The 21,115-nt window shown below is 26.3% G+C and carries 20 protein-coding genes; 15 read left to right on the top strand and 5 right to left on the bottom strand.

Translation table 11 applies throughout. The annotated features are described in order from the left end of the window. The first annotated feature begins 54 nt into the window (after window positions 1–54). The 4 genes from ATCC9714_RS10995 (at window position 55) to ATCC9714_RS10980 (ending at window position 5,520) form a co-directional block, all read left to right on the top strand. Window positions 55–876, top strand: coding sequence for a MerR family transcriptional regulator (locus ATCC9714_RS10995; protein WP_057545277.1), 822 nt, complete (start codon window positions 55–57; stop codon window positions 874–876). A 215-nt stretch (window positions 877–1,091) separates the two neighbouring features. Then, the gene (locus ATCC9714_RS10990) at window positions 1,092–3,722 is read left to right on the top strand and encodes a heavy metal translocating P-type ATPase (RefSeq protein ID WP_244465173.1); all 2,631 of its coding nucleotides are present in this window, start codon (window positions 1,092–1,094) and stop codon (window positions 3,720–3,722) included. A gap of 305 nt (window positions 3,723–4,027) precedes the next feature. Continuing rightward, window positions 4,028–4,540, top strand: a complete 513-nt coding sequence (locus tag ATCC9714_RS10985; protein ID WP_057545275.1) for an ECF transporter S component — start codon at window positions 4,028–4,030, stop codon at window positions 4,538–4,540. Window positions 4,541–4,782: 242 nt separating this feature from the next. Then, on the top strand, window positions 4,783–5,520 hold the full coding sequence (locus ATCC9714_RS10980) for a YwaF family protein (RefSeq protein ID WP_057545273.1): 738 nt from the start codon (window positions 4,783–4,785) through the stop codon (window positions 5,518–5,520). Between the two features lie 17 nt (window positions 5,521–5,537). Here the strand turns inward: ATCC9714_RS10980 and ATCC9714_RS10975 are convergent, their stop codons facing one another. The 3 genes from ATCC9714_RS10975 to ATCC9714_RS10965 all read right to left on the bottom strand — a co-directional run bounded on the left by ATCC9714_RS10975 (window position 5,538) and on the right by ATCC9714_RS10965 (window position 8,384). Next, window positions 5,538–6,008 carry a hypothetical protein gene (locus ATCC9714_RS10975; protein WP_021125925.1) on the bottom strand — a complete coding sequence of 157 codons (471 nt, stop codon included), beginning with the start codon at window positions 6,006–6,008 and terminating at the stop codon, window positions 5,538–5,540. Between the two features lie 72 nt (window positions 6,009–6,080). Then, a complete protein-coding gene (locus ATCC9714_RS10970; RefSeq protein ID WP_057545271.1) occupies window positions 6,081–6,908 on the bottom strand; it encodes a hypothetical protein in 828 nt (275 codons plus the stop codon). Between the two features lie 117 nt (window positions 6,909–7,025). Next, window positions 7,026–8,384, bottom strand: coding sequence for an MATE family efflux transporter (locus ATCC9714_RS10965; protein WP_057545270.1), 1,359 nt, complete (start codon window positions 8,382–8,384; stop codon window positions 7,026–7,028). A 167-nt stretch (window positions 8,385–8,551) separates the two neighbouring features. On the opposite strand from ATCC9714_RS10965, the gene ATCC9714_RS10960 reads away from it, so the two are divergent. The 8 genes from ATCC9714_RS10960 to ATCC9714_RS10925 all read left to right on the top strand — a co-directional run bounded on the left by ATCC9714_RS10960 (window position 8,552) and on the right by ATCC9714_RS10925 (window position 17,079). Next, window positions 8,552–9,220 carry a response regulator transcription factor gene (locus ATCC9714_RS10960; protein ID WP_054631040.1) on the top strand — a complete coding sequence of 223 codons (669 nt, stop codon included), beginning with the start codon at window positions 8,552–8,554 and terminating at the stop codon, window positions 9,218–9,220. Next, window positions 9,207–10,451 (top strand): sensor histidine kinase, encoded by a 1,245-nt coding sequence (locus ATCC9714_RS10955; RefSeq protein ID WP_054631041.1) that lies wholly within the window; start codon window positions 9,207–9,209, stop codon window positions 10,449–10,451. The genes ATCC9714_RS10960 and ATCC9714_RS10955 overlap by 14 nt, the downstream gene beginning before the upstream one ends. A 109-nt stretch (window positions 10,452–10,560) precedes the next feature. After that, window positions 10,561–11,256 (top strand): FadR/GntR family transcriptional regulator, encoded by a 696-nt coding sequence (locus tag ATCC9714_RS10950; protein ID WP_021127988.1) that lies wholly within the window; start codon window positions 10,561–10,563, stop codon window positions 11,254–11,256. Between the two features lie 316 nt (window positions 11,257–11,572). Then, on the top strand, window positions 11,573–12,844 hold the full coding sequence (gene larA, locus ATCC9714_RS10945; RefSeq protein WP_054631042.1) for a nickel-dependent lactate racemase: 1,272 nt from the start codon (window positions 11,573–11,575) through the stop codon (window positions 12,842–12,844). Between the two features lie 13 nt (window positions 12,845–12,857). Then, window positions 12,858–13,640 (top strand): electron transfer flavoprotein subunit beta/FixA family protein, encoded by a 783-nt coding sequence (locus ATCC9714_RS10940; RefSeq protein ID WP_057545268.1) that lies wholly within the window; start codon window positions 12,858–12,860, stop codon window positions 13,638–13,640. 12 nt (window positions 13,641–13,652) lie between these two features. Then, on the top strand, window positions 13,653–14,882 hold the full coding sequence (locus tag ATCC9714_RS10935; RefSeq protein ID WP_021127985.1) for an electron transfer flavoprotein subunit alpha/FixB family protein: 1,230 nt from the start codon (window positions 13,653–13,655) through the stop codon (window positions 14,880–14,882). Between the two features lie 18 nt (window positions 14,883–14,900). Further along, a complete protein-coding gene (locus tag ATCC9714_RS10930; RefSeq protein WP_054631045.1) occupies window positions 14,901–16,292 on the top strand; it encodes an FAD-binding oxidoreductase in 1,392 nt (463 codons plus the stop codon). A gap of 145 nt (window positions 16,293–16,437) precedes the next feature. After that, entirely contained in the window at window positions 16,438–17,079 is a 642-nt protein-coding gene (locus ATCC9714_RS10925) for a T7SS effector LXG polymorphic toxin (RefSeq protein ID WP_021125907.1), read from the top strand. Window positions 17,080–17,116: 37 nt separating this feature from the next. Here ATCC9714_RS10925 and ATCC9714_RS10920 read toward each other — a convergent pair whose 3' ends face one another. Together ATCC9714_RS10920 and ATCC9714_RS10915 are read right to left on the bottom strand one after the other, a co-directional pair. Next, window positions 17,117–17,326: a cold-shock protein gene (locus tag ATCC9714_RS10920; RefSeq protein WP_021127982.1), complete on the bottom strand. Its 210-nt coding sequence runs from the start codon at window positions 17,324–17,326 to the stop codon at window positions 17,117–17,119. A gap of 97 nt (window positions 17,327–17,423) precedes the next feature. Then, window positions 17,424–18,692 (bottom strand): amidohydrolase family protein, encoded by a 1,269-nt coding sequence (locus ATCC9714_RS10915; RefSeq protein WP_057545266.1) that lies wholly within the window; start codon window positions 18,690–18,692, stop codon window positions 17,424–17,426. Between the two features lie 187 nt (window positions 18,693–18,879). Here ATCC9714_RS10915 and ATCC9714_RS10910 point away from each other — a divergent pair, with 187 nt between their 5' ends. The 3 genes from ATCC9714_RS10910 to ATCC9714_RS10900 are packed head-to-tail and all read left to right on the top strand — an operon-like array spanning window position 18,880 to window position 21,100. Beyond that, window positions 18,880–19,428, top strand: a complete 549-nt coding sequence (locus ATCC9714_RS10910; RefSeq protein WP_057545265.1) for a GNAT family N-acetyltransferase — start codon at window positions 18,880–18,882, stop codon at window positions 19,426–19,428. 25 nt (window positions 19,429–19,453) lie between these two features. Then, a complete protein-coding gene (locus ATCC9714_RS17585; protein WP_081013661.1) occupies window positions 19,454–20,485 on the top strand; it encodes a GNAT family N-acetyltransferase in 1,032 nt (343 codons plus the stop codon). Between the two features lie 24 nt (window positions 20,486–20,509). Beyond that, on the top strand, window positions 20,510–21,100 hold the full coding sequence (locus tag ATCC9714_RS10900) for a GNAT family N-acetyltransferase (protein ID WP_021125900.1): 591 nt from the start codon (window positions 20,510–20,512) through the stop codon (window positions 21,098–21,100). Window positions 21,101–21,115 lie beyond the last annotated feature (15 nt).

Below are 21,115 nucleotides of genomic sequence, written 5' to 3'. Positions count from 1 at the left end.
AGTAGACTAGTTTTTTATTAAAATATTATGCTAAAATATAGCAGAGGTGATTTAATGGGAAAGTATCTATCAATTGGGCAGATGGCTAGATTGAATAATATATCAGTACAAACTCTTAGACATTATGAAAAGGTTGAATTGCTTAAGCCTTCATATACAAATGAAGATACGGGGTATAGGTATTACTCGCTTAAGGATTTTAGTACTATAGACTTAATAAAGCAATGTAAGGCTATGGGAATGTCATTAGAAGAAATAAAAGAAGTAACAAATAATTATACTTCTTTAGATTCAATATCAAATATATTAAATAATCAAAAGCAAATTATTGATGAAAAGATAAAAGAGTTAGAAAACATAAAAAATAAAATCGAATATATGAGTAATACACTTTCTATATCTTTAGAAAAAGGAATAAATAAAGTGTTTATAAAGCAAAATAAAGAAAGGTTATTTATTAAGTATAATTATACAGATAGATATACTGATGAGTTTGAAATAAACCTTAGAAAAGTTCTTTTAGAGGTTGAACGAGATTATGAAAATGTAAATGCAGAAATAGCATTTACAACATCGTATAAAGATATGAATGATAATGAAGAAGTTATATATAAAAATGTAATGATTAATCTAGGTGAAGAAATATTTTTTGAAGATGAGAAGCTGGTTAAAGTTCCAGCTGGAAACTATTTAACTATGTACTTTGATGATGCCTATAGAAATTCGAGTAAGTATTATCACACAATTATGAATTATATACAAAAAAATAATATAAAGATTATAGGTGATTTTCATGAAATTTACATAATGACTAGAGTTGGTATGGATGGAAAGATAAAGTCACTTGGACAAATAGAAATTTTAATTGATAAATAACTGGCTATTTTTAAATAGCCAGTTATTTTATAAAAAAATATTAAAAAAAAAGAAAAAGTGTTTTAAAATACCCTTAGGGGGTATATAATGTATATAAAATAATTTAATAAGGATGGTGAAAACCAATGGATATAAATATAGAAAAAGATACCTATAAAGTAACTGGTATGACTTGAGCATCATGTGCAAAAGCTGTTGAGAAAGCAGTTAAAAAGATTGATGGAGTAGATAATGCCAGTGTTAATATAGCTACAGAAAAGATGGATATCAATTATGATAAAAATAAAGTTAGCTATGAAGATATAAAAAAAGCAGTAGAAAAAGCAGGATATGGAATAAAATCTGAGCAAAATAATAAACCTAAACTTCAAAAACTAGATATGAAAATAGAAGGAATGACATGTCAATCTTGTGCCAAAGCAGTAGAAAGAAGTGTAGGGAAATTAGATGGAATTGAAAAGATAAATGTTAATATAGCAACAGATAAAGCTACTATAGAGTATGATTCATCAAAAGTTAAAATAGCACAAATAAAAATGACTATAGAAAAATTAGGATATAAGATTATCGATGAGACTAAAAAGATAGATATGAAAATAGAAGGAATGACATGCCAGTCATGTGCAAAAGCAGTTGAAAGAAGCGTAAAAAAATTAGATGGAATTGAAAATATAAGTGTTAATATAGCAACAGATAAAGCTACTATAGAGTATGATCCATCTAAAATTAAGATATCTCAAATTAAGGAAGCTATAAAAAAGGTTGGGTATAAAGTTGTTGAAGAAAGTAAAAAAGAAGATGTAGATGAAGATAGAGTAAGAAAAGAAAAAGAACTAAAAACTTTAAAAACTAAACTTACAATAGCCATGATATTTGCTATACCTCTACTTTATATAGCTATGGGACCTATGGTACCATCTCCATTTGGACCATTGCCAGTTTCTAATATAATTAATCCTCAAACTAACACTTTAAACTATGCAATTGTTCAGTTGATATTAGTAATTCCTATTGTAGGAGCTGGATATAAATTCTATATCAATGGTACAAAAGCTTTAATTACAAAAAGCCCTAATATGGATTCTTTAGTTGCAATAGGTACAGCAGCTGCACTTTTATATAGTATATATACAACAATCCAACTAGTAAGTACTAAAGGAATGAGTATGGGTGGACATCATCACCAACTATATTATGAAAGTGCAGGTATAATAATTGCACTGATATTACTTGGGAAATATTTAGAATCAAGATCAAAAGGTAAGACTTCAGAAGCTATTAAAAAACTTATGGGATTGCAACCTAAGACAGCTATAATAGTTAAAGGCAATGAAGAAATTGAAATACCTATAGATGAAGTTGAAGAAGGAGATATTATAGTTGTAAAACCAGGAAGCAAAATACCTGTTGACGGAGTAGTTATTGAAGGGCATACTTCTGTTGATGAGTCTATGCTAACAGGCGAAAGTATGCCAGTTAGTAAGAAGGTAGGAGATAGAGTAACTGGTGCAAGTATAAATAAAAATGGTAATATAAAATTTAAAGCTGATAAAGTAGGTAGTGATACAACCCTAGCTCAAATAATAAAATTAGTTGAAGATGCACAGGGAAGCAAAGCTCCAATAGCAAAATTAGCTGATACAGTATCTGGGTATTTTGTTCCAACTGTGTTAGTAATTGCTTTACTTAGTGCACTAGCATGGTATTTTATAGGGCAAAAGGATTTAGTATTCTCACTTACAATATTTATTTCGGTATTAGTTATAGCTTGTCCATGTGCTCTAGGACTTGCAACACCAACGGCTATAATGGTTGGTACAGGTAAAGGAGCTGAAAATGGTATTTTAATAAAAGGTGGAGAAGCTTTAGAATCTGCTCATAAAATCGACACTATAATATTTGATAAAACTGGAACTATAACCGAAGGTAAGCCAGTTGTGACAGATATAATAACAACAAATATAATAGATGAAAAAAACTTGTTACAAATTGCAGCAAGTGCAGAAAAAGGTTCAGAACATCCTCTTGGAGAAGCTATAGTTAAGAGAGGGGAAGAAGATAAAATAGAGTTTTTAAAAATTAATAATTTTAATTCAATAACAGGTAAAGGAATTGAAGTTAATATAGATAATAAAAATATATTACTTGGAAATAAAAAACTTATGGATGAAAGTGGTATACAATTAGGAGAGCTAAAAAATGTATCGGATAATTTAGCTAATGAAGGAAAAACTCCTATGTATATATCTATAAATAATGAAATTGCGGGTATAATAGCTGTTGCAGATGTAGTTAAGTTAAGTAGTAAAAAAGCAGTAGAAAAGCTTCATGAAATAGGAATAAAAGTAGCTATGGTTACAGGTGATAATCAAAAAACTGCTGATGCAATAGCTAAACAAGTTGGAATTGATATTGTGTTAGCTGAAGTATTACCTGAAGATAAGGCAAATGAAGTTAAAAAGCTTCAAGATAAAGGAAATTTTGTTGCTATGGTTGGAGATGGAATAAACGATGCACCTGCTTTAGCAAAAGCTGATATAGGAATAGCTATAGGAAATGGTACAGATGTAGCTATTGAATCTGCTAGCATTGTTTTAATGAAGAGTGATTTAATGGATGTGCCAACAGCTATTAAATTAAGCAAAGAAACTATAAAAAATATAAAACAAAACTTATTTTGGGCATTTGGGTATAACACTATTGGAATACCTGTAGCAGCAGGTATTTTATATTTATTTGGAGGACCTCTTTTAAACCCTATGATAGCAGCTGCGGCAATGAGTTTAAGTTCTGTATCTGTTGTAAGTAATGCATTAAGACTTAGAAATTTTAAAGCATATAAATAAATTCATAATAAAAAAAGAATAGTCAATATTGGCTATTCTTTTTTATTAATAAAATAAAGACAAATTATAATAATTAAATTAATGTTTAGATAAAGTTTATTTTAAAATAGTTGAAATCTAAAGTTATTAATAAATCTAAATCATGTGATACTTTAAATTAACTAGGTATATAGGTCTATATATAAATAATTAATCTTTAATTATTTAAAAAGAAAATTGTATGGGTACAATTACTATTGAGTATTACAATTTATTTTTCTATAATTAGTGTATAAAGATTTATTATTAGGGAGGTATACATAGAGATGAATAATAAAACTAGAGAGCTTGTACTAAGGGCTTTAATGATAGCTTTAGTATGCATAGCTACAATGACTATTCAAATTCCTACTCCAGGAACTAATGGATATGTTAACATAGGTGATAGTGTAATATTTATTTCATCAATTTTATTTGGACCAATACCGGGTATGATTGCAGGAGGAATAGGATCAGCTCTTGCGGATATTTTAAGTGGATATTCACATTGGGCACTATTTACTCTTATTGTAAAGGGACTTGAAGGATACTTAGTAGGAATTATTGTAAGAAAACATAATACGATATTAAAAGATGTATTTGCAACTGCTATAGGAACTATAGTAATGGTAGTTGGATATTTTGGAGCAGGAATAGTATTAAAAGGCAGTGTATTAATTTCTGCAGCATCTATCCCATCGAATTTAATACAAGGAATAATAAGTATGGCTATTGCTATACCATTAGCATATTCATTAAATAAGTTTAGCTATGTAAAATCTTTTAAAGCACATTCTTAGTATATCAAAAATTTAAATATATAATAGCAAATAAAAATAACCATGCTCATATGAGTATGGTTATTTTTATTTGCTAGAAAGTAATAATTTAATATATTAAAAGTGGAGAGAAATAAAATTAAAATTAGTTTAAGTTTAGATAGAATTAATAAAAATATTTTACTTTTAAAATTAATGTTTGCTAAAAAGTTTAATGGCATTTATAATAATTGAAGGTATATAATCAATTGAAGGAGACATACATGGATAAATTTTATTATTTTTTTAGAACATCTGTAGGAAAAAATAACTTCGTTAATTTTGGATACATTCATATAATTTTGTTAATTATAGCTTTTTTATCTAGTATAGCTATTATAAAAATGAAAAAAGAAAATAGATTATTTGAAGTTTTTATAGGAGTAATCTTGTTAATTCAGCAATCAGTATTATACCTATGGTATATAAAAGGACACTATCATGTATTAAAAGAAGGGTTACCTTTGTTTCATTGTAGAATAGCTATAATTGCACTTGTAATAGGATTAATTTTCAAAAAAGACTTTATGATGAAAATAGGGTCATATTTAGGAATATTTTGTGCTACATCAGCATTATTATTTATTAAGCTAGATCCATTTTCATTTCCGCATATAACACAAATTTCATATTTTATAGGTCATATTTTTTTACTTTTAGGATCTGTTTATATAGTTTTTGTGAAAAAGATAGGTATGAACAAATATGATTTTAAAAAGACTCTTATTGTAATAAATTGTTATCATATATTAATATTTGTATTAAATAATATTGTTGGATCTAACTATGCATATATGAAATCATCACCTATAGGGATAGGAAATAATTTAAATCCATATTTATATGGGATTGTGGTAATGTCGATTTTTAATGTAATTTTAATTATAGAATATATTATTATGAATAGAAATAAATATGATGCTTTAGAAGAAAATTATGAATTTGAAATTTTAAATACTTAAAGAAGTAATAGTATAACTTATACTATTACTTCTTTATTTGTTTGTTGCTCTAGACATTTAAATAATATAAATTTACTATGACCAATAGCCCAAATGCACATCCATGATATTAAAAATATAATAACTAGATTCATAGTATTAAACGTAGAAAAACTCATACGAACAAGATAAATAGAGCAGTTAATCATAAAAAATATATAGTTAGTACTAAAAAGTAAGTCAACAATTTTTTCATACCATCCATTTAAGTATGATTTACGAGACTTAAAAAGATTTAAAAGCATTTGTTTTAGCTCTGAGCAAATGGATAAAATACAATAAATAATTATAGATATTGAAAGTAACATAATAGTATATGGAATTTTATATATAAAGCTAATTATTCCAGAAAAAACTAGAATTAAAAATCCAAATAAAATCTTTTTAAGTAAATATTTTATAAGCATAAATCCAATTAAACATGCTATTAAAATTAAAATTATTTCCAAAGGTTTCATCCTTTCTAAATTCGAGTATAATTAAGTCTTAATATATATTATTTTCTAAAAAATAGTAATTAATCATTTTTTTACAATATATAGTAAAAAGGATATCAACAATGTTATAAATGAAAATAACAGTCCTACAGATAAAAATAAAAGAATATATATATTAACTTTCAAAACAAAAGTACTAGTAAAAATATTATATAATCCTAAAATATTATTTAAAAATGTAATTATAAAAATTACTAAAAAACATACAGATAATCCCTTTAAACTCCCCTTTAAATCAGATAAACTTAAAGACATATGAGTAGTTATAGAGTATATAAAAAATAGTAAAATTAAATGTTTTATATTAAATAAGTAATTAAAAGATAACATTGTTTTTATAAAATTAAATATGTCATTAAACAAAAGTTTTAATAAATTATAAAAATCATAAGATTTAATAAGGTGATTATATAAATTTATATTTAGGTTACTAATAAAAGTTTGATAACTATTATTAGAAAGTAAAATTAATAGTAACCATATAAAAAAAGTTCCAAATATCATAGGTGCAATGCCTATAAAAAAATTACCAATTTGTTGATAAAGACTTTTTGAATTATAAGTATGTTTTACAAACCCTAAAACTCCATCATTTTTATATTTTTTAGGTCTAAATAATTCTATAGCAATTATTTTATGATTAAATAGTAATGCCATTATAAGATGACTAAGCTCATGAACTACAGTTCCTATAAATCCTGTAAAGATTATAGATTTTACTCCAAAGGTTTTTTGAAGTAGTTGATTATTTTTTTCTTCAATTATATTAAAAATCAATCCGAAAAATATGAATATACCCATAATACTAATTAAATTAAAAAAACTATCTGTTAAAATTTTTAAAAAATACATAAATATTACCTCTTTTTAAATAGTATAGATAGATTTTACCATAGTTAAGAAGATTTTATAAATATTTATAATTAAAATAAAAAAGGTGCAATTATATATAATTGCACCTTTTTTATTTTAATTTATATCACGTGTTACATTATTTATCCAGTTACCTTTAGTTACTCTAATAAATCCAATTATACTTTTTAAAACCTCATCACTTCTAATAATTATAAATACCCAAAATATTGGAAGCTTTAGTATAAATGCGCTGATAAATCCCAATGGAATTGAAAAACACCATAGGCATAACATTTCAATTAAAAATGCAAATTTATTATCACCACCACCACGTAATATTCCCATCAAAACATTTGAAGATAAAGCTCTAAATACGGAAATTATAGAGGTTGCAAGCATTATTTGACAAGCTATAAGTTTAGTGTCATTTTCAATATTATAAAAATTTACTGCAAATGGTCTTAAAATATATATAGTTATCCCTGCCAAAGCTCCCATAAATATACTAAGTATACAAATGGTATCAGCATATTCTACAACTTTTGAATTTTCACCCTCACCTACTGTATTTCCTATTATTACGGAAGATGCACTAGATAGACCATATATAAATAAGGTAGCAAATTGATTGACTATATTATTAATACTATTTGCGGCAACAATTTTTGTTCCCATTCTAGAAACTATAATACATATCATAGATGATCCTATAGACCAAAACATTTCATTTAAAATTATAGGAGTAGAAACTTTTATAAAATCATTTAAAATTGGTTTATCTAAAAATTTAAGAAACTTTATTTTAAAGTTTATCTTTTTTTCAAATTTAAACATAAAAATTAAAATAACTATAAGCTCACATATTCTTGAAAATATTGTAGCAATAGCTGCACCTGTTATTCCAAGGGGTGGAAAACCTAACTTACCAAATATTAAAACCCAATTTAAGAATATATTTACTATTAAAGCTATACCATAAACAAGTAGGGAAATTTTAATAGTCTTTACAGATCTAAGTATTATTATAGTGCAATTTGTTATAGCATAAAATATATAACCTAGGGAAATAATTTTTAAATAACGAACACCTTCATTAATTACAAGGATATCATCAGTAAATATAGATATTAAATTTTTTGCAAAAACATATGATATAAAAGTAAAAATCAAAGCTAGAAAAAAACAAATCCTATACATTATAGACATAATTTTATGTATTGAAATTATATCTTTTTTTCCAAAATATTGAGCTCCCATTACACTAGAAGCACTTCCAACTCCAAAGATTATAACTGCTAATATAAAAAATATATTATTGCTTATAGCACAAGCTGATAAACTAATTTCTCCCAACTTTCCAACCATCATAGTATCAGCTAAGCTAATAGCAAATGTTATAAGATTTTGAGTAGCTATAGGAAGTGAAATTTTAAATATAGATTTATAAAATGATATGTCTTTGGTAAGTGTCATCTAAAAAATCACTCCTTTTATAAAAGTATCTTTATTAGCTTTTCATATATGTTAAAATTAATACGTAGCATTAAATTATAAACTTGTAAAATATATGCAGTTCACGACAAATTCATATAAAAGTTATAAAATAAAAATTAAAATGATGTACTTACAGGAGAAATAAAATGAAAAATAAAAATATATTAGTAATAGAAGATGATAGTAATATACAAGAACTTATAGTTGAATTTTTAAGTGCAGAAGGATATAATGTAAAATCTGCAAATGACGGGATTGAAGGAATTCAAACCTTTAAAAAAGAAGAGTTTGACTTAGTAATTTTAGATGTCATGATGCCAAATTTAGATGGATATGGAGTTTGTAAAATGATAAGACAATCTTCAAATATTCCAATAATATTTTTAACTGCACTAGATCAAGAAAGTGATCAAATAAAAGGTTTTGATTTAATGTGTGATGATTATATAACTAAACCTTTTTCGTTTACACTTTTAATGAAAAGAGTTGAAGCTGTTTTAAGAAGAACTTGTAATGACAGCGAATCAAATATATTAACTTTTGAAAAATTAACTTTAGACTTAGATACTTATCAAGCATATTTAGATGGAAATACAATTGAGCTTACTTTAAAAGAATTTAATATATTAAAAACTTTAATAGAAAATTATCCTCAAGTCATAACAAGAGAAAATCTTTTAGATAATGTTTGGGGATATGATTATTATGGAGATACTAGAGTGGTAGATGCTCATATAAAAAATATAAGAAAAAAAATTGAATTACCATACATAAAAACTGTGAAAGGGATTGGTTATAGTCTTGATAAAAATTAGAGAAAAGTGGGAATACTTACCTATAAATAGAAAGATCTTTGTAATAATAACTACATTATCAATAGGTTTAGTTTTGACTGTATATCTAATCTTATATTTTTTACTTCCATCTTATTACCAAAGGTATAAGATAAAATCGTTAGATAATAGATTATCTATTATATCTGCTAAATCTAGGACTAGTAATTTACATAATTTAAAAGAAAGTTTAAGTGATTTATCACAAAAAGAAAATCTAGGGATTTTATTAAGAGATGTTAGTGGTAAGGTGGAATTTGGAAATAGAGAGCTTATGTTTCTACCTTATGCAAATAGTGTGGGGTATTCATACAAGGATTTTAAGAAAACTATGGTTATATATACTAAAGATAGTATATCACCGTATTTTCTTGATATAAGTATGCCACTTCAACCTATAGATGAAGCGACTACCGTTATACTTGATTTGATGCCTATAATTTTGGGGGTTGCAATAGTTCTTTCCATTATTGCATCATATGTTTTTTCAAAGTGGGTTACTAAGCCACTTATAAATATAATCGAAAATGAAAGAATGCAAGAAGCCAAGAGAAAAGAATTTATAGCAACTATTTCTCATGAATTAAAGACTCCAATTACTATAATAAGTGGGCAATTAGAAGGAATGATTTATAATATAGGAAAATATAAGGATAGAGATACCTATTTAAAAAAATCGTATGATTCTACACAAGAACTAAAAAATTTAGTAGAAGAAATGATACAAATTTCAAAATTTGAAATATTAGAGAAAAAATCAGAAGTTACAGATATAAATCTAACTTACTTAATAAATAGGTTAATAAAAAGACAAATAGATTTGATTGAGGGGAAAGATATAATTTTAGAAGTAAAAATGGATGAAAATATAACTATAAGAGCTGATGAAGAAAGAATAGCAAAGGCTATAAATAATATAATTAATAATGCTATTAAATATTCTCCAGAGAATGCTAATTTGAATATTAAATTATATAAAAAAGAAAATCCTATTTTAGAAATTGAAAATACTGGAGTAAGTATAGATGAAAAACATAAAGAAAAACTATTTAAACCATTTTATAGGGTAGAAAAATCTAGAAATAGAAAAACTGGAGGTAGTGGTTTAGGATTATATATCGTAAGTCAAATTTTAAGAGAACATGGTTTTAAATATAATATAAAAAATGGGAAAAATTCAGTAGTATTTATAATAGAATTTATAAAAAATTAATTGTATAAAAATGATATTTAAATTTACATATTTAAATATCATTTTTTATTGCTTAAGAAATTTTATAGTATAATATAGTCATAAGTATTTAATACAAGGAGGTATATATTTGTTTAGTAATATAACTAATAAAAAAATATATCAGCAAGTCATAAGTCAAATCCAGGATATGATTTTATCTGGAAAACTTAAAAAAGGCGATAAATTGATGTCAGAGCGTGAGCTTTCTGAGAAGATGGGAGTTAGTAGAACGTCAATTAGAGAAGCTTTAAGAGTTTTGGAAACTATGGGGATAATAGAAAGTAGACAAGGTGAAGGGAATTTTATTTGTAATAATATAGAGACATCTCTTATACAACCATTATCTATGATGTTTATATTAAACAATGGTAGTTATGAGGATATATTAGAATTAAGAAGTATGATAGAATTGGAAGCCGTTAAATTAGCTGCCACTAGAGGGACAGAAGAAGAATTTGAAGAGTTGAAAAAAATTTCACAAGAATTAACTAGAAATGACAAAATTTATAATAAAGGTGATATAGATAAAGAAATTCACTATAAAATAGCATGCATGAGTAAAAACTTTTTAATAAAAAGCTTATACAAAATATCCTTAAATTTATTAGAAGACTTTATTATAAATTCCAGACAAAAAATAGTAGATTATTATCATGAAGAAGATACATTAAATATTCAACATAAAAAAATTTGTGACTCAATAATTGCTAGAGATCCTGAAAATGCTTACATTTACATGAAAGAACATTTAGATCTAATAAAAATTACTATGGAAAAAATATAGATTTCAATAAAATGAAATCTATATTTTTTTTAATAAAACAAACTTTAAAAAATAAAATCAGCTAATGTAAATGAAAAATAAAATAATAATATATAATATTGTTAATACATAAACAATACTTGTTTATTGTCATAAAGTTTACTATCATAAAATTACAAACTGGTAAGACCATAATACCAATTAGTTTGTTGCTTGAAATTTTACATTTAGGATATGCATACCAATTCATTAAAAACTACAATTAAACAAGCTTTAGGAAAACGATTCTGGAAAAGGGGTTTATCTAAAGCGTATCAGTTCAATAGGAGGGACACAGATGGAGATTAAGTTACCTTACTCAAAATCTGGTATGTATGTAAATATACCAGACAAAAACATGATAAAGGTTTTACAATCTAAAGCCCATGACTTTAAAACTACACTTAGTGAAAGTGAAATAGTTAAAAAAGCTTTAGAAAATCCAATAGAAAGTGAAACATTAGAAGAATTAGTAAAAGATAAAAAGGATGTAGTCATAATTACAAGTGATCACACAAGACCTGTACCAAGTAGAATAACCTTGCCTATAATATTAAATAAAATAAGAAACTCAAATCCTGATATAGATATAAAAATAATAATATCAACTGGATGCCATAGACCTAGTACGAGAGAAGAACTTATATATAAAATGGGCAAAGAAATAGTAGATAAAGAAAATATAATAATGCACTTTGCAAATGATGAGGAATCTATGGTGAAAGTAGGGAAACTCCCATCAGGTGGTGACTTGATTGTAAATAAAGCTATAATGGAAACAGATTTATTAATAGCTGAAGGATTTATAGAACCACATTTTTTTGCAGGATTTTCTGGAGGAAGAAAAAGTGTACTTCCTGGGGTGGCATCAGTGAAAACTATAATGTATAATCACTGTTCGGAATTTATTGACAGTCCTTATGCTAGGACGGGAAATCTTAAAAATAATCCAATTCATGAAGACATGTTACAAGCAGCAAAAAGTGTTAATTTAGCATTTATATTAAATGTTGCAATAGATAAAGATAAGAAAGTTATAGGTGCATTTGCAGGAAATTTAGAAAAGGCACATGAAGCAGGATGTGAATTTGTAACAAAATTATCTAAAGTAGATTCTGTAGATGCGGATATTGTAGTTAGTACAAATGGAGGATATCCACTAGACCAAAATATATATCAAACTGTAAAAGGTATGACAGCGGCAGAAGCTACATGTAAGGAAAATGGAGTTATAATAATGGTGTCAGCTTGTAATGATGGACATGGAGGTCAATCATTTTATGATAGTGTAGCAAGTGCATCATCACCAACTGAAATTTTAGAAAAAGTAAGAAAAATTCCAAAGAGTGAAACAATTCCAGATCAGTGGGAATTTCAAATACTAGCAAGAATTTTAGAAAAGTTTACTGTAATTATGGTAACTGATTTATGCGATCCACAAATGATTAAAAACATGCATATGAAACATGCAAGTAGTTTTGAAGAAGCTTTACAAATGGCTTTTGACATAAAAGGTAAAGATGCTAAAGTAGCAGTTATACCTGATGGAGTATCAGTAATAGTAAAGTAAAGGGGGAAATGACATGGAAATTTTAGTATGTATAAAACAAGTTCCAGGAACATCAGAAGTAGAGGTAGATGAGAAAACAGGAGTTTTAAAAAGAGATGGAGTAGATTCTAAGATGAATCCATATGATTTATATGCATTAGAAACTGCTTTAAAAATAAAAGAGGAAAATGGAGCGAAAGTAAAAGTATTAAGTATGGGACCTCCACAAGCAAAACAAATTATTCAGGAAGCATTTATGATGGGTGCAGATGAAGGTGCTTTAGTAAGTGATAGAAAATTTGCTGGGGCAGATGTTTTAGCAACTTCATATACAATTTCACAAGCAATTAGAAAATTTGGAGATACTGACTTAATTATTTGTGGAAAGCAAACTACTGATGGAGATACAGCTCAGGTTGGCCCAGAGATAGCAGAATTTTTAAACATACCACATGTTACTAATGTAACAAAATTAATAGAAACAAAAGAAAAGAGCATAGTAGTGGAAGTAGATATGCCTAATACACGTGAAATTTGTGAAGTTGAATTTCCTTGTTTAATAACTGTAGAAAAAGAAATTTTCCAACCTAGATTACCTTCTTTTAGATTAAAATTAGAAACTAAAGACAAAGAAATACCAATGATTAGCCTAAAGGACTTTGAAGACAAAGATGAAAAACATTATGGGCTTAATGGATCACCAACTCAAGTTCTTAAGATATTCCCACCAACTTCAGATATAGAAAAAGAAGTGTGGTCAGGTGAAGAAATATCATCTAAATTATTAAATAAAATCAAAGACTTAAAATTAATATAGGGGGGATTTAAAGTGGCTAAGATAGTTATAAATCAAGATAAAGCTAAGGATATTCAAAAAATATTAGACATATGTCCTTTTGGGGCTATAGAACTTAACAATGGGAAATTAGAAATAGGTGCTGGATGTAAAATGTGCAAACTTTGTGTCAAGACAGGACCTAAAGGTGTATTTGAATTTGTAGAAGATGAAGTTAAAAAAATAGATAAAGATAAATGGAGAGGAATAGCTGTTTACGTTGATCACCATGAAGGGGATATACATCCTGTTACATTTGAATTAATAGGAAAAGCTAAAGAAATGGCTAAAAAAATAAATCAACCAGTCTATTGTGTATTTGTTGGTAGTAACATAAATAATAGAGCAGATGAATTATTATCTTATGGAGTAGATGAAGTATTTGTATATGACAATAATGAATTAGAAGAATTTAGAATAGAACCATACACAGCATGTGTAGAAGATTTTATAGAAAAAGTAAAACCAACTATTGTATTATTTGGAGGAACTACACTTGGAAGAAGCTTAGCGCCAAGACTAGCTGCCAGATTTAAAACAGGTCTTACTGCTGATTGTACAATATTAGATGTTCAAGAAAATACTGATTTAGATCAAATAAGACCTGCATTTGGTGGGAATATAATGGCTCATATACACACACCAAATCACAGACCACAATTTGCAACTGTTAGATATAAAATATTTAACGCTCCAGAAAAAATTGAAAATCCATCTGGAAAAATAACTATGTGCTTAATAGATGAAGAAAAATTAAAATCTAAAATAGATGTTTTAAAAATAAATGAAAAAGATAAAGAAGTTGGAATAGAAGATGCAGAAGTTATTATAGTTGGAAGTAGAGCATTAAAGAAAAAAGAAGATATGGATATGTTATATAAGCTAGCAAGTTTATTAGGAGGACAGGTAGCTGGGACTAGACCACTAGTTGAAGATGGATGGATAGATGCAAAAAAACAAATTGGATTAAGTGGTAGAACTGTAAAACCTAAGTTAATAATTACTTGTGGAGTATCAGGAGCGATACAATTTGTAGCAGGTATGAATGGGTCTGATTGCATAATATCTATAAATAAGGATGAAAAAGCTCCAATATTTGATACAGCTCATTACGCTATTATAGGAGATATTTACGATGTAATACCTAAACTTATTAAAGACATAGAGTTGGAAAAATTAAGTAAAGATAATTTATTAGAAAAAGTTGCAATTACAGCACAATAAGGATTGGGGGAAATCGTTATGTATAAAAAAATAGATAATACAGATATTGAATTTTTAATAAACCTATGTGGAGAGGAAAATGTTTTAGTAGGAGAAAATATAAATGAAGACTACTCACATGATGAACTGGGAGGAATTGAAAAATATCCAGAAGTATTAGTAAATGTACATAGTACAGAGGAAGTTTCTAAAATCATGAAATATGCTTATGAATATAATATACCAGTAACTCCTAGGGGGCAAGGAACAGGATTAGTAGGAGCTGCTGTAGCTATTTATGGTGGAATAATGATAAACTTAAGCCAAATGAATAACATATTAGAGTTAGATGAAGAAAATTTAACTTTAACAGTAGAACCTGGAGTTTTACTTATGACTATAGGACAATATGTATCTGAAAAGGACTTATTTTACCCACCAGATCCAGGAGAAAAAAGTGCCACAATAGGTGGAAATATAAATACTAATGCAGGTGGAATGAGAGCAGTAAAATATGGAGTTACAAGAGATTATGTTAGAGGATTAGAAGTCGTACTTCCAAATGGTGAAATTATAAATGTTGGAGGAAAAGTTGTAAAAAATAGTTCTGGATATAGTATAAAAGATTTAATGGTAGGTTCAGAAGGAACTCTTGGTATTGTAACTAAGGCTATATTAAAATTACTTCCATTACCTAAAAAAGATATAAGTTTACTTGTTCCATTTCCAGATTTAGCAACTGCAATTGAAACAGTTCCTAAAATTATAAAATCTAAATCTATTCCAACTGCTATAGAGTTTATGGAAAGAGATGTAATACTTGCATCTGAAGAATTTTTAGGTAAAAAATTCCCAGATAATACTTCTGACGCATATTTACTGTTAAAATTTGATGGAAACAGTAAAGAAGATATAGAAAAAGAGTATGATAAAGTTGCAAAACTTTGCTTAGAATGTGGAGCTTATGATGTATTTATTTCAGATACTCAAGAAAGAAATGAGTCAATTTGGTCAGCAAGAGGAGCATTTCTTGAAGCTATAAAAGCATCTACAACAGAAATAGACGAGTGTGATGTTGTTGTACCAAGAGATAAGGTAGCTGAATTTATAAGATTTACAAATGACTTACAAGAAGAACTTAATATAAGAATTAAAAGTTTTGGACATGCAGGAGATGGAAATCTTCATATATATGTATTAAAAGATGATTTAGATAAATTGCAATGGGATAAAAAACTAACTGAAGCCTTTGAAAGAATGTATGAAAAATCTAGAGAACTTAATGGTAAAGTATCAGGAGAGCATGGAATTGGATATGCTAAAAAAGGATATTTACATGAATCTCAAAGTCATGCATATATGGATTTAATAAAAAATATAAAAATAGCATTTGATAATAAAAACATATTAAATCCAGGAAAAATATATTAAGATAATTAAAAGATTTTTAGAGAGCCAGTAAAAAGGCTCTCTTTTTTATAAATAAAAATAAATTTTATTGTATACAAAAACAAAAAAATGTAGTAAAATAATAAAACAATAAAAAGGTTAGAAATCTAAGTAAAGAGGAGGAAATATGAAAAAGAAAATAATTTTAATAACAACATTAATTTCAACTATAATTTTGACTGGTTGTTCAAGTGATAATATAAAAGATAAAAAAGAAGAAAAGTCTAAGGAGAAAGAATCAAGTATAAATCTTGATATTGGTAAAAAAATAAGAGAAAAGTTTGATGAAATAGATACTGATTCTCATGTTAAATCGTTAAGTGATTTTACAAATAATTTTACTGAAAAAATTGATTCAGCAAAATCTACATTAAATGATGTAAATAAGGCTCTTAACTCAGCTGGTAATTTAACGGGTAATCTAGATTCTAAAGTTAAAGATATTAACAATAAAGTAGACAATGCTAATAATGATTTAAACTCTACAAAAAATAAAGTAGATGGAAAACTTAACAATGTATCAGATAAAGTTAACTCAGCATCACATAAAATTAATGAAGTGAAAAATAAAGCTGAAAATGTAAAAGATAAAGTAGATGATAAAGTTAATAATTTAGAAAAAAGTTCAGAATATACAAAAGATAAGGTAGAAAATTTAGACAGTAAATTAGATAATAAAAAAGATAAAATTAGTACAGATATAAACGATACTAAGAATAAAATAGAAAATATAAAAAATGATATTATAAGTAAAATTCATAAAAATTAAAAAAAGAGCATACAGTAAGTTTACTGTATGCTCTTTTTTAATTTTTATGGACATTTATAGCTGAAGGACCTTTAGGTGCATCAATAACATCAAAAGTAACTTCTTCTCCTTCATGTAAATCTTTGCAATGACCATTTTCTTTTACGTTTGAGTGATGAACAAATACATCATTACCATCATTAGCTGATATAAATCCGTATCCTCTATCATTATCAAACCATTTAACTATTCCTGTAAACTTAGACATATTATAAAACTCCTTTTATTTAAGTTTAGATAAATAATATCTTTAAATTATTATTTACTAGAACTTAAGTTTTAAAAGTGTAAATAAATGTTATAATTTAAAAATTAGGTTCATCAATTAGATTACCACGTACGTACCTATGGACTATATTTCTATCATCTCCAAGGTATATAAATCTCTCCAATCTTTCCATTAAAGAATAGTTATCATGATTAAGATTTTCATCATCTATAATCAATGCATCAAAATCATAATCTTTTTCAAAACTTCCAACTTTCCCAAAGAAACTTCCTCCACCTTTTGTAGCTAAATAAAATGCTTCAGATAAATTTAAAAAATCAAATTCTTTATTAGAGTTTAACCAACAAACTTTAGAAGATTGTATAGTATTTACAATAACTTTAAACATTGATAATTCATGTCCCCCACTAATATCAGATCCAAGAGCTACTGATATTCCTTTATCTAAGAATCTTCTAATTGGCATTATGCCACTGGCTAAATTTAAATTAGAGAAAGGGCAGTGTACAGCGGTAACGTTATTTTTTTTCATAAGATCTAACTCTTCATCACTTGAGTATACACAATGTGCCATTAATGTTTTTGTTTGGCCAAATAAATTAAATTTATTATAGGCATCTCCATAAAACCTTGATTCTGGCTGAAGCTCTTTAACCCATTTAATTTCACCTAAATTTTCAGAAAGGTGGGATTGAATAGGAATGCTGTATTTAAATGCTAATTCTCCTAAAGCACTTAATAATTCACTATCACAGCTAGGAATAAACCTTGGAGTTATTATAGGTTTTACTAAATTATTCTCAGATGAATATCTTTTTAAAATTTCTTCTGTATCTATAATTGATTGATATGTATCTTCTAATAATTCATCTAGACAATTTATATTCATATTTACTTTTCCAACAAATGCACCTAAACCAGATTTTTCGAAAATATCCATAAGTTGTAATGTGGAATCTTTATGGATAGTAGCAAAAACTGCTATTCTAGTTGTTCCTTTTTTCCAAACTTCCTTAACAAATTTTTTGTACATTTTACTTGAATAATCTAAATTTGAATACTTTGATTCTTCAGGAAAAGTATAATTATTAAGCCAAGGAATCAATTCTTTACTCATAGCCATTCCTATATTCCTAAATTGTGAGGCATGAGCGTGTAAGTCATTCATACCTGGTATTATTAGTTTATCTTTATAATCTATTATGTCGATATTTTTATAATTATCAGGTAAAATATCATACACATTAATAACCTTTCCATCTTTTACCACTATAAAACCATTTTTTATAACTTCAAATTTATTTTTATTCTTAGTGAATATTATATTCCCCTTATATATTTGCAATGAAACCCCTCCTATTTTTAAAATTCATTAAAATACGTAATAATTATTATAATATATGAACTTTTATGTGTAAATAAATAAAAAAGTTCGTAAAATGAAAAGTTTAAATTACTACTTGTCTATAAAAGTAGGATATAGAAGCTATATGAAGAATAACTATAGTAATAGAATAAATTAGGAGGACATTATGAAAAATTTAGAAACGGATAGATTACTTCTTAGAAAATTTAGAGAAAGTGACAGTAAAGACTTATTTGAGTATGCAAAGAGCGAATTAGTTGGACCTAATGCAGGTTGGAAACCACATGAAAGTGAAGATGAGAGTAAAAATATTATACACATGTTTATGGAAAATAATGAAACATATGCGATTATTTTAAAGTCTGAAAATAAACTAATAGGAACTATAGGTGTACATGAAAAATCTCCAGATGAAAGTAAAGTTAATTTAAAGCAAAGAGAATTAGGTTATGCGCTTAACCCTAAGTATTGGGGAAAAGGTATAATGCCAGAAGCTATAAATTGTATAATTGAATATGGATTTAATGAATTAAATTTAGACTTGATATGGTGTGGACATGCAGAGTCTAATTATAACTCAAAAAGAGTTATTCAAAAATGTGGGTTTGAATATAAACTAAGTAAAAAAACTATTTTAAGACAGTTAGATAATAAAGAAGTTAAATCTTTATTTTATTGCATTTCTAAAGAGTCTTATTATGAAAGAAAAATTTAAAACGCTTAAAAAGGAGTAAGTTATTATGATTGTAGGGAAGTACGTAGTCATAAGACCATTTGAACTTGGAGATGAAATATATTTACACAAGTGGTGGAATGATGAAAATATGATGGGTGATTCAGGTCTAGGATTTGGAACTTTGCAAAGTCTAAATTATTTAAAAGATAAAGTTTTAAAAGAAATAAATAATGGCTCTTTATATAATGATAAAAAGTGTTTTATGATTTGTAAAAAACAAGGGTTAAAGCCTATAGGGGAAATTAATTACAATGAATATGATGCAAGAAATCAAAAGTCTGAATTTGGAATAAAAATATGTGAAATTAATGAACAAGGAAAAGGATATGGAGAGGATGCACTAAGATGTTTTATTGATTTTATGTTTAAAAATTTAAATTTAAATAAAATTGAATTAACAACTATGAAAGAAAATATAAGAGCACAAAATTTATACAAAAAATTAGGGTTTAAAGAAATAGGGATAATAAGAGAAGCTTATTTTAATAGTAAATATGGAAAGTTTTCTGATATTGTATATATGGATATACTAAAAAATGAATGGTTAAAAATAAATCAAAAACCAAAAAATTTACAGATAGATGAACGATTAAGGTTAGTTACACTTTCAAAAGAAAATTGGGATATTGGCTTAAAATGGTATCAAGATAAAGATGTTTTGTATAACTCAGAAGGAGTACAAGATAAAGTATATGACCTAGAAACTATATATAGAATGTATAGTAAATTGGATGAATTAGGAGAATTATATTTTATAGAAATAATGGATGATGGAGTATATAAAATTATAGGTGATGTGACTTTATCAGAAGAGAATATGCCAATAGTTATAGGAGATAAAAAATATTGGGGACTTGGAATTGGTAAAAAAGTAATATTAAAATTATTAGATAGAGCTAAGGAGTTAGGTTATAAGTCTATAACCATACCTGAAATTTACGATTATAATAATAGGTCAAAGAGATTATTTAAATCTGTTGGCTTTAAAGAGTTTAAAACGAATAAAGAAAGTAAATCTTACAAGATATACTTATAGAAAATAATAACTAAGAGGTGAAAAGTGGAAAATATATTTGAAAATCTACCTGATTTATATACAAATAGAATAAGATTAAGAAAGATAAATCAAAATGATTTAGAACAACTTTTTTCTTTTTTATCAAATGATAATGTAACAAGATATATGATTATAGATAAAATTCAAGATATTAAAGTTGTAGAAAAAATGATAAATTTTATGATAGACGGATATAAAAATAATAGACCTACTCCATGGGCAATATCATTAAAAGAAAATGATGAAATGATTGGTATTTGCGGCTTTTCAAAATGTGATAGTCAAAATAGAAAAGCTGAAGTTGGTTATATACTAAGTGATAAGCATTGGAGAAAGGGAATAGCTACAGAAGCTTTGAAAGTGGTAGTTGACTTTGCATTTAATTATATGAATTTAAATAAAATAGAAGCTAGATGTATTAGTAAAAATGTAGCTTCTGAAAATGTTATGTTAAAAGCAAATATGAAGTTAGATGCAATACTTAGAGAAGAAAAGCTTCATAAACAATCTTATGTAGATTTAAAGCTATATTCAATTTTAAAAGAAGAATATGTAGTCAGTGATTTATATAAGTATAAAATATATTTTAAATAATATAAATTTATAAAT

Origin of the sequence: Paraclostridium sordellii (genome assembly GCF_000953675.1) — a bacterium.
GTDB classification, from domain to species: Bacteria; Bacillota; Clostridia; order Peptostreptococcales; family Peptostreptococcaceae; genus Paraclostridium; species Paraclostridium sordellii.
This window is presented reverse-complemented; position numbering and strand designations above follow the sequence as displayed.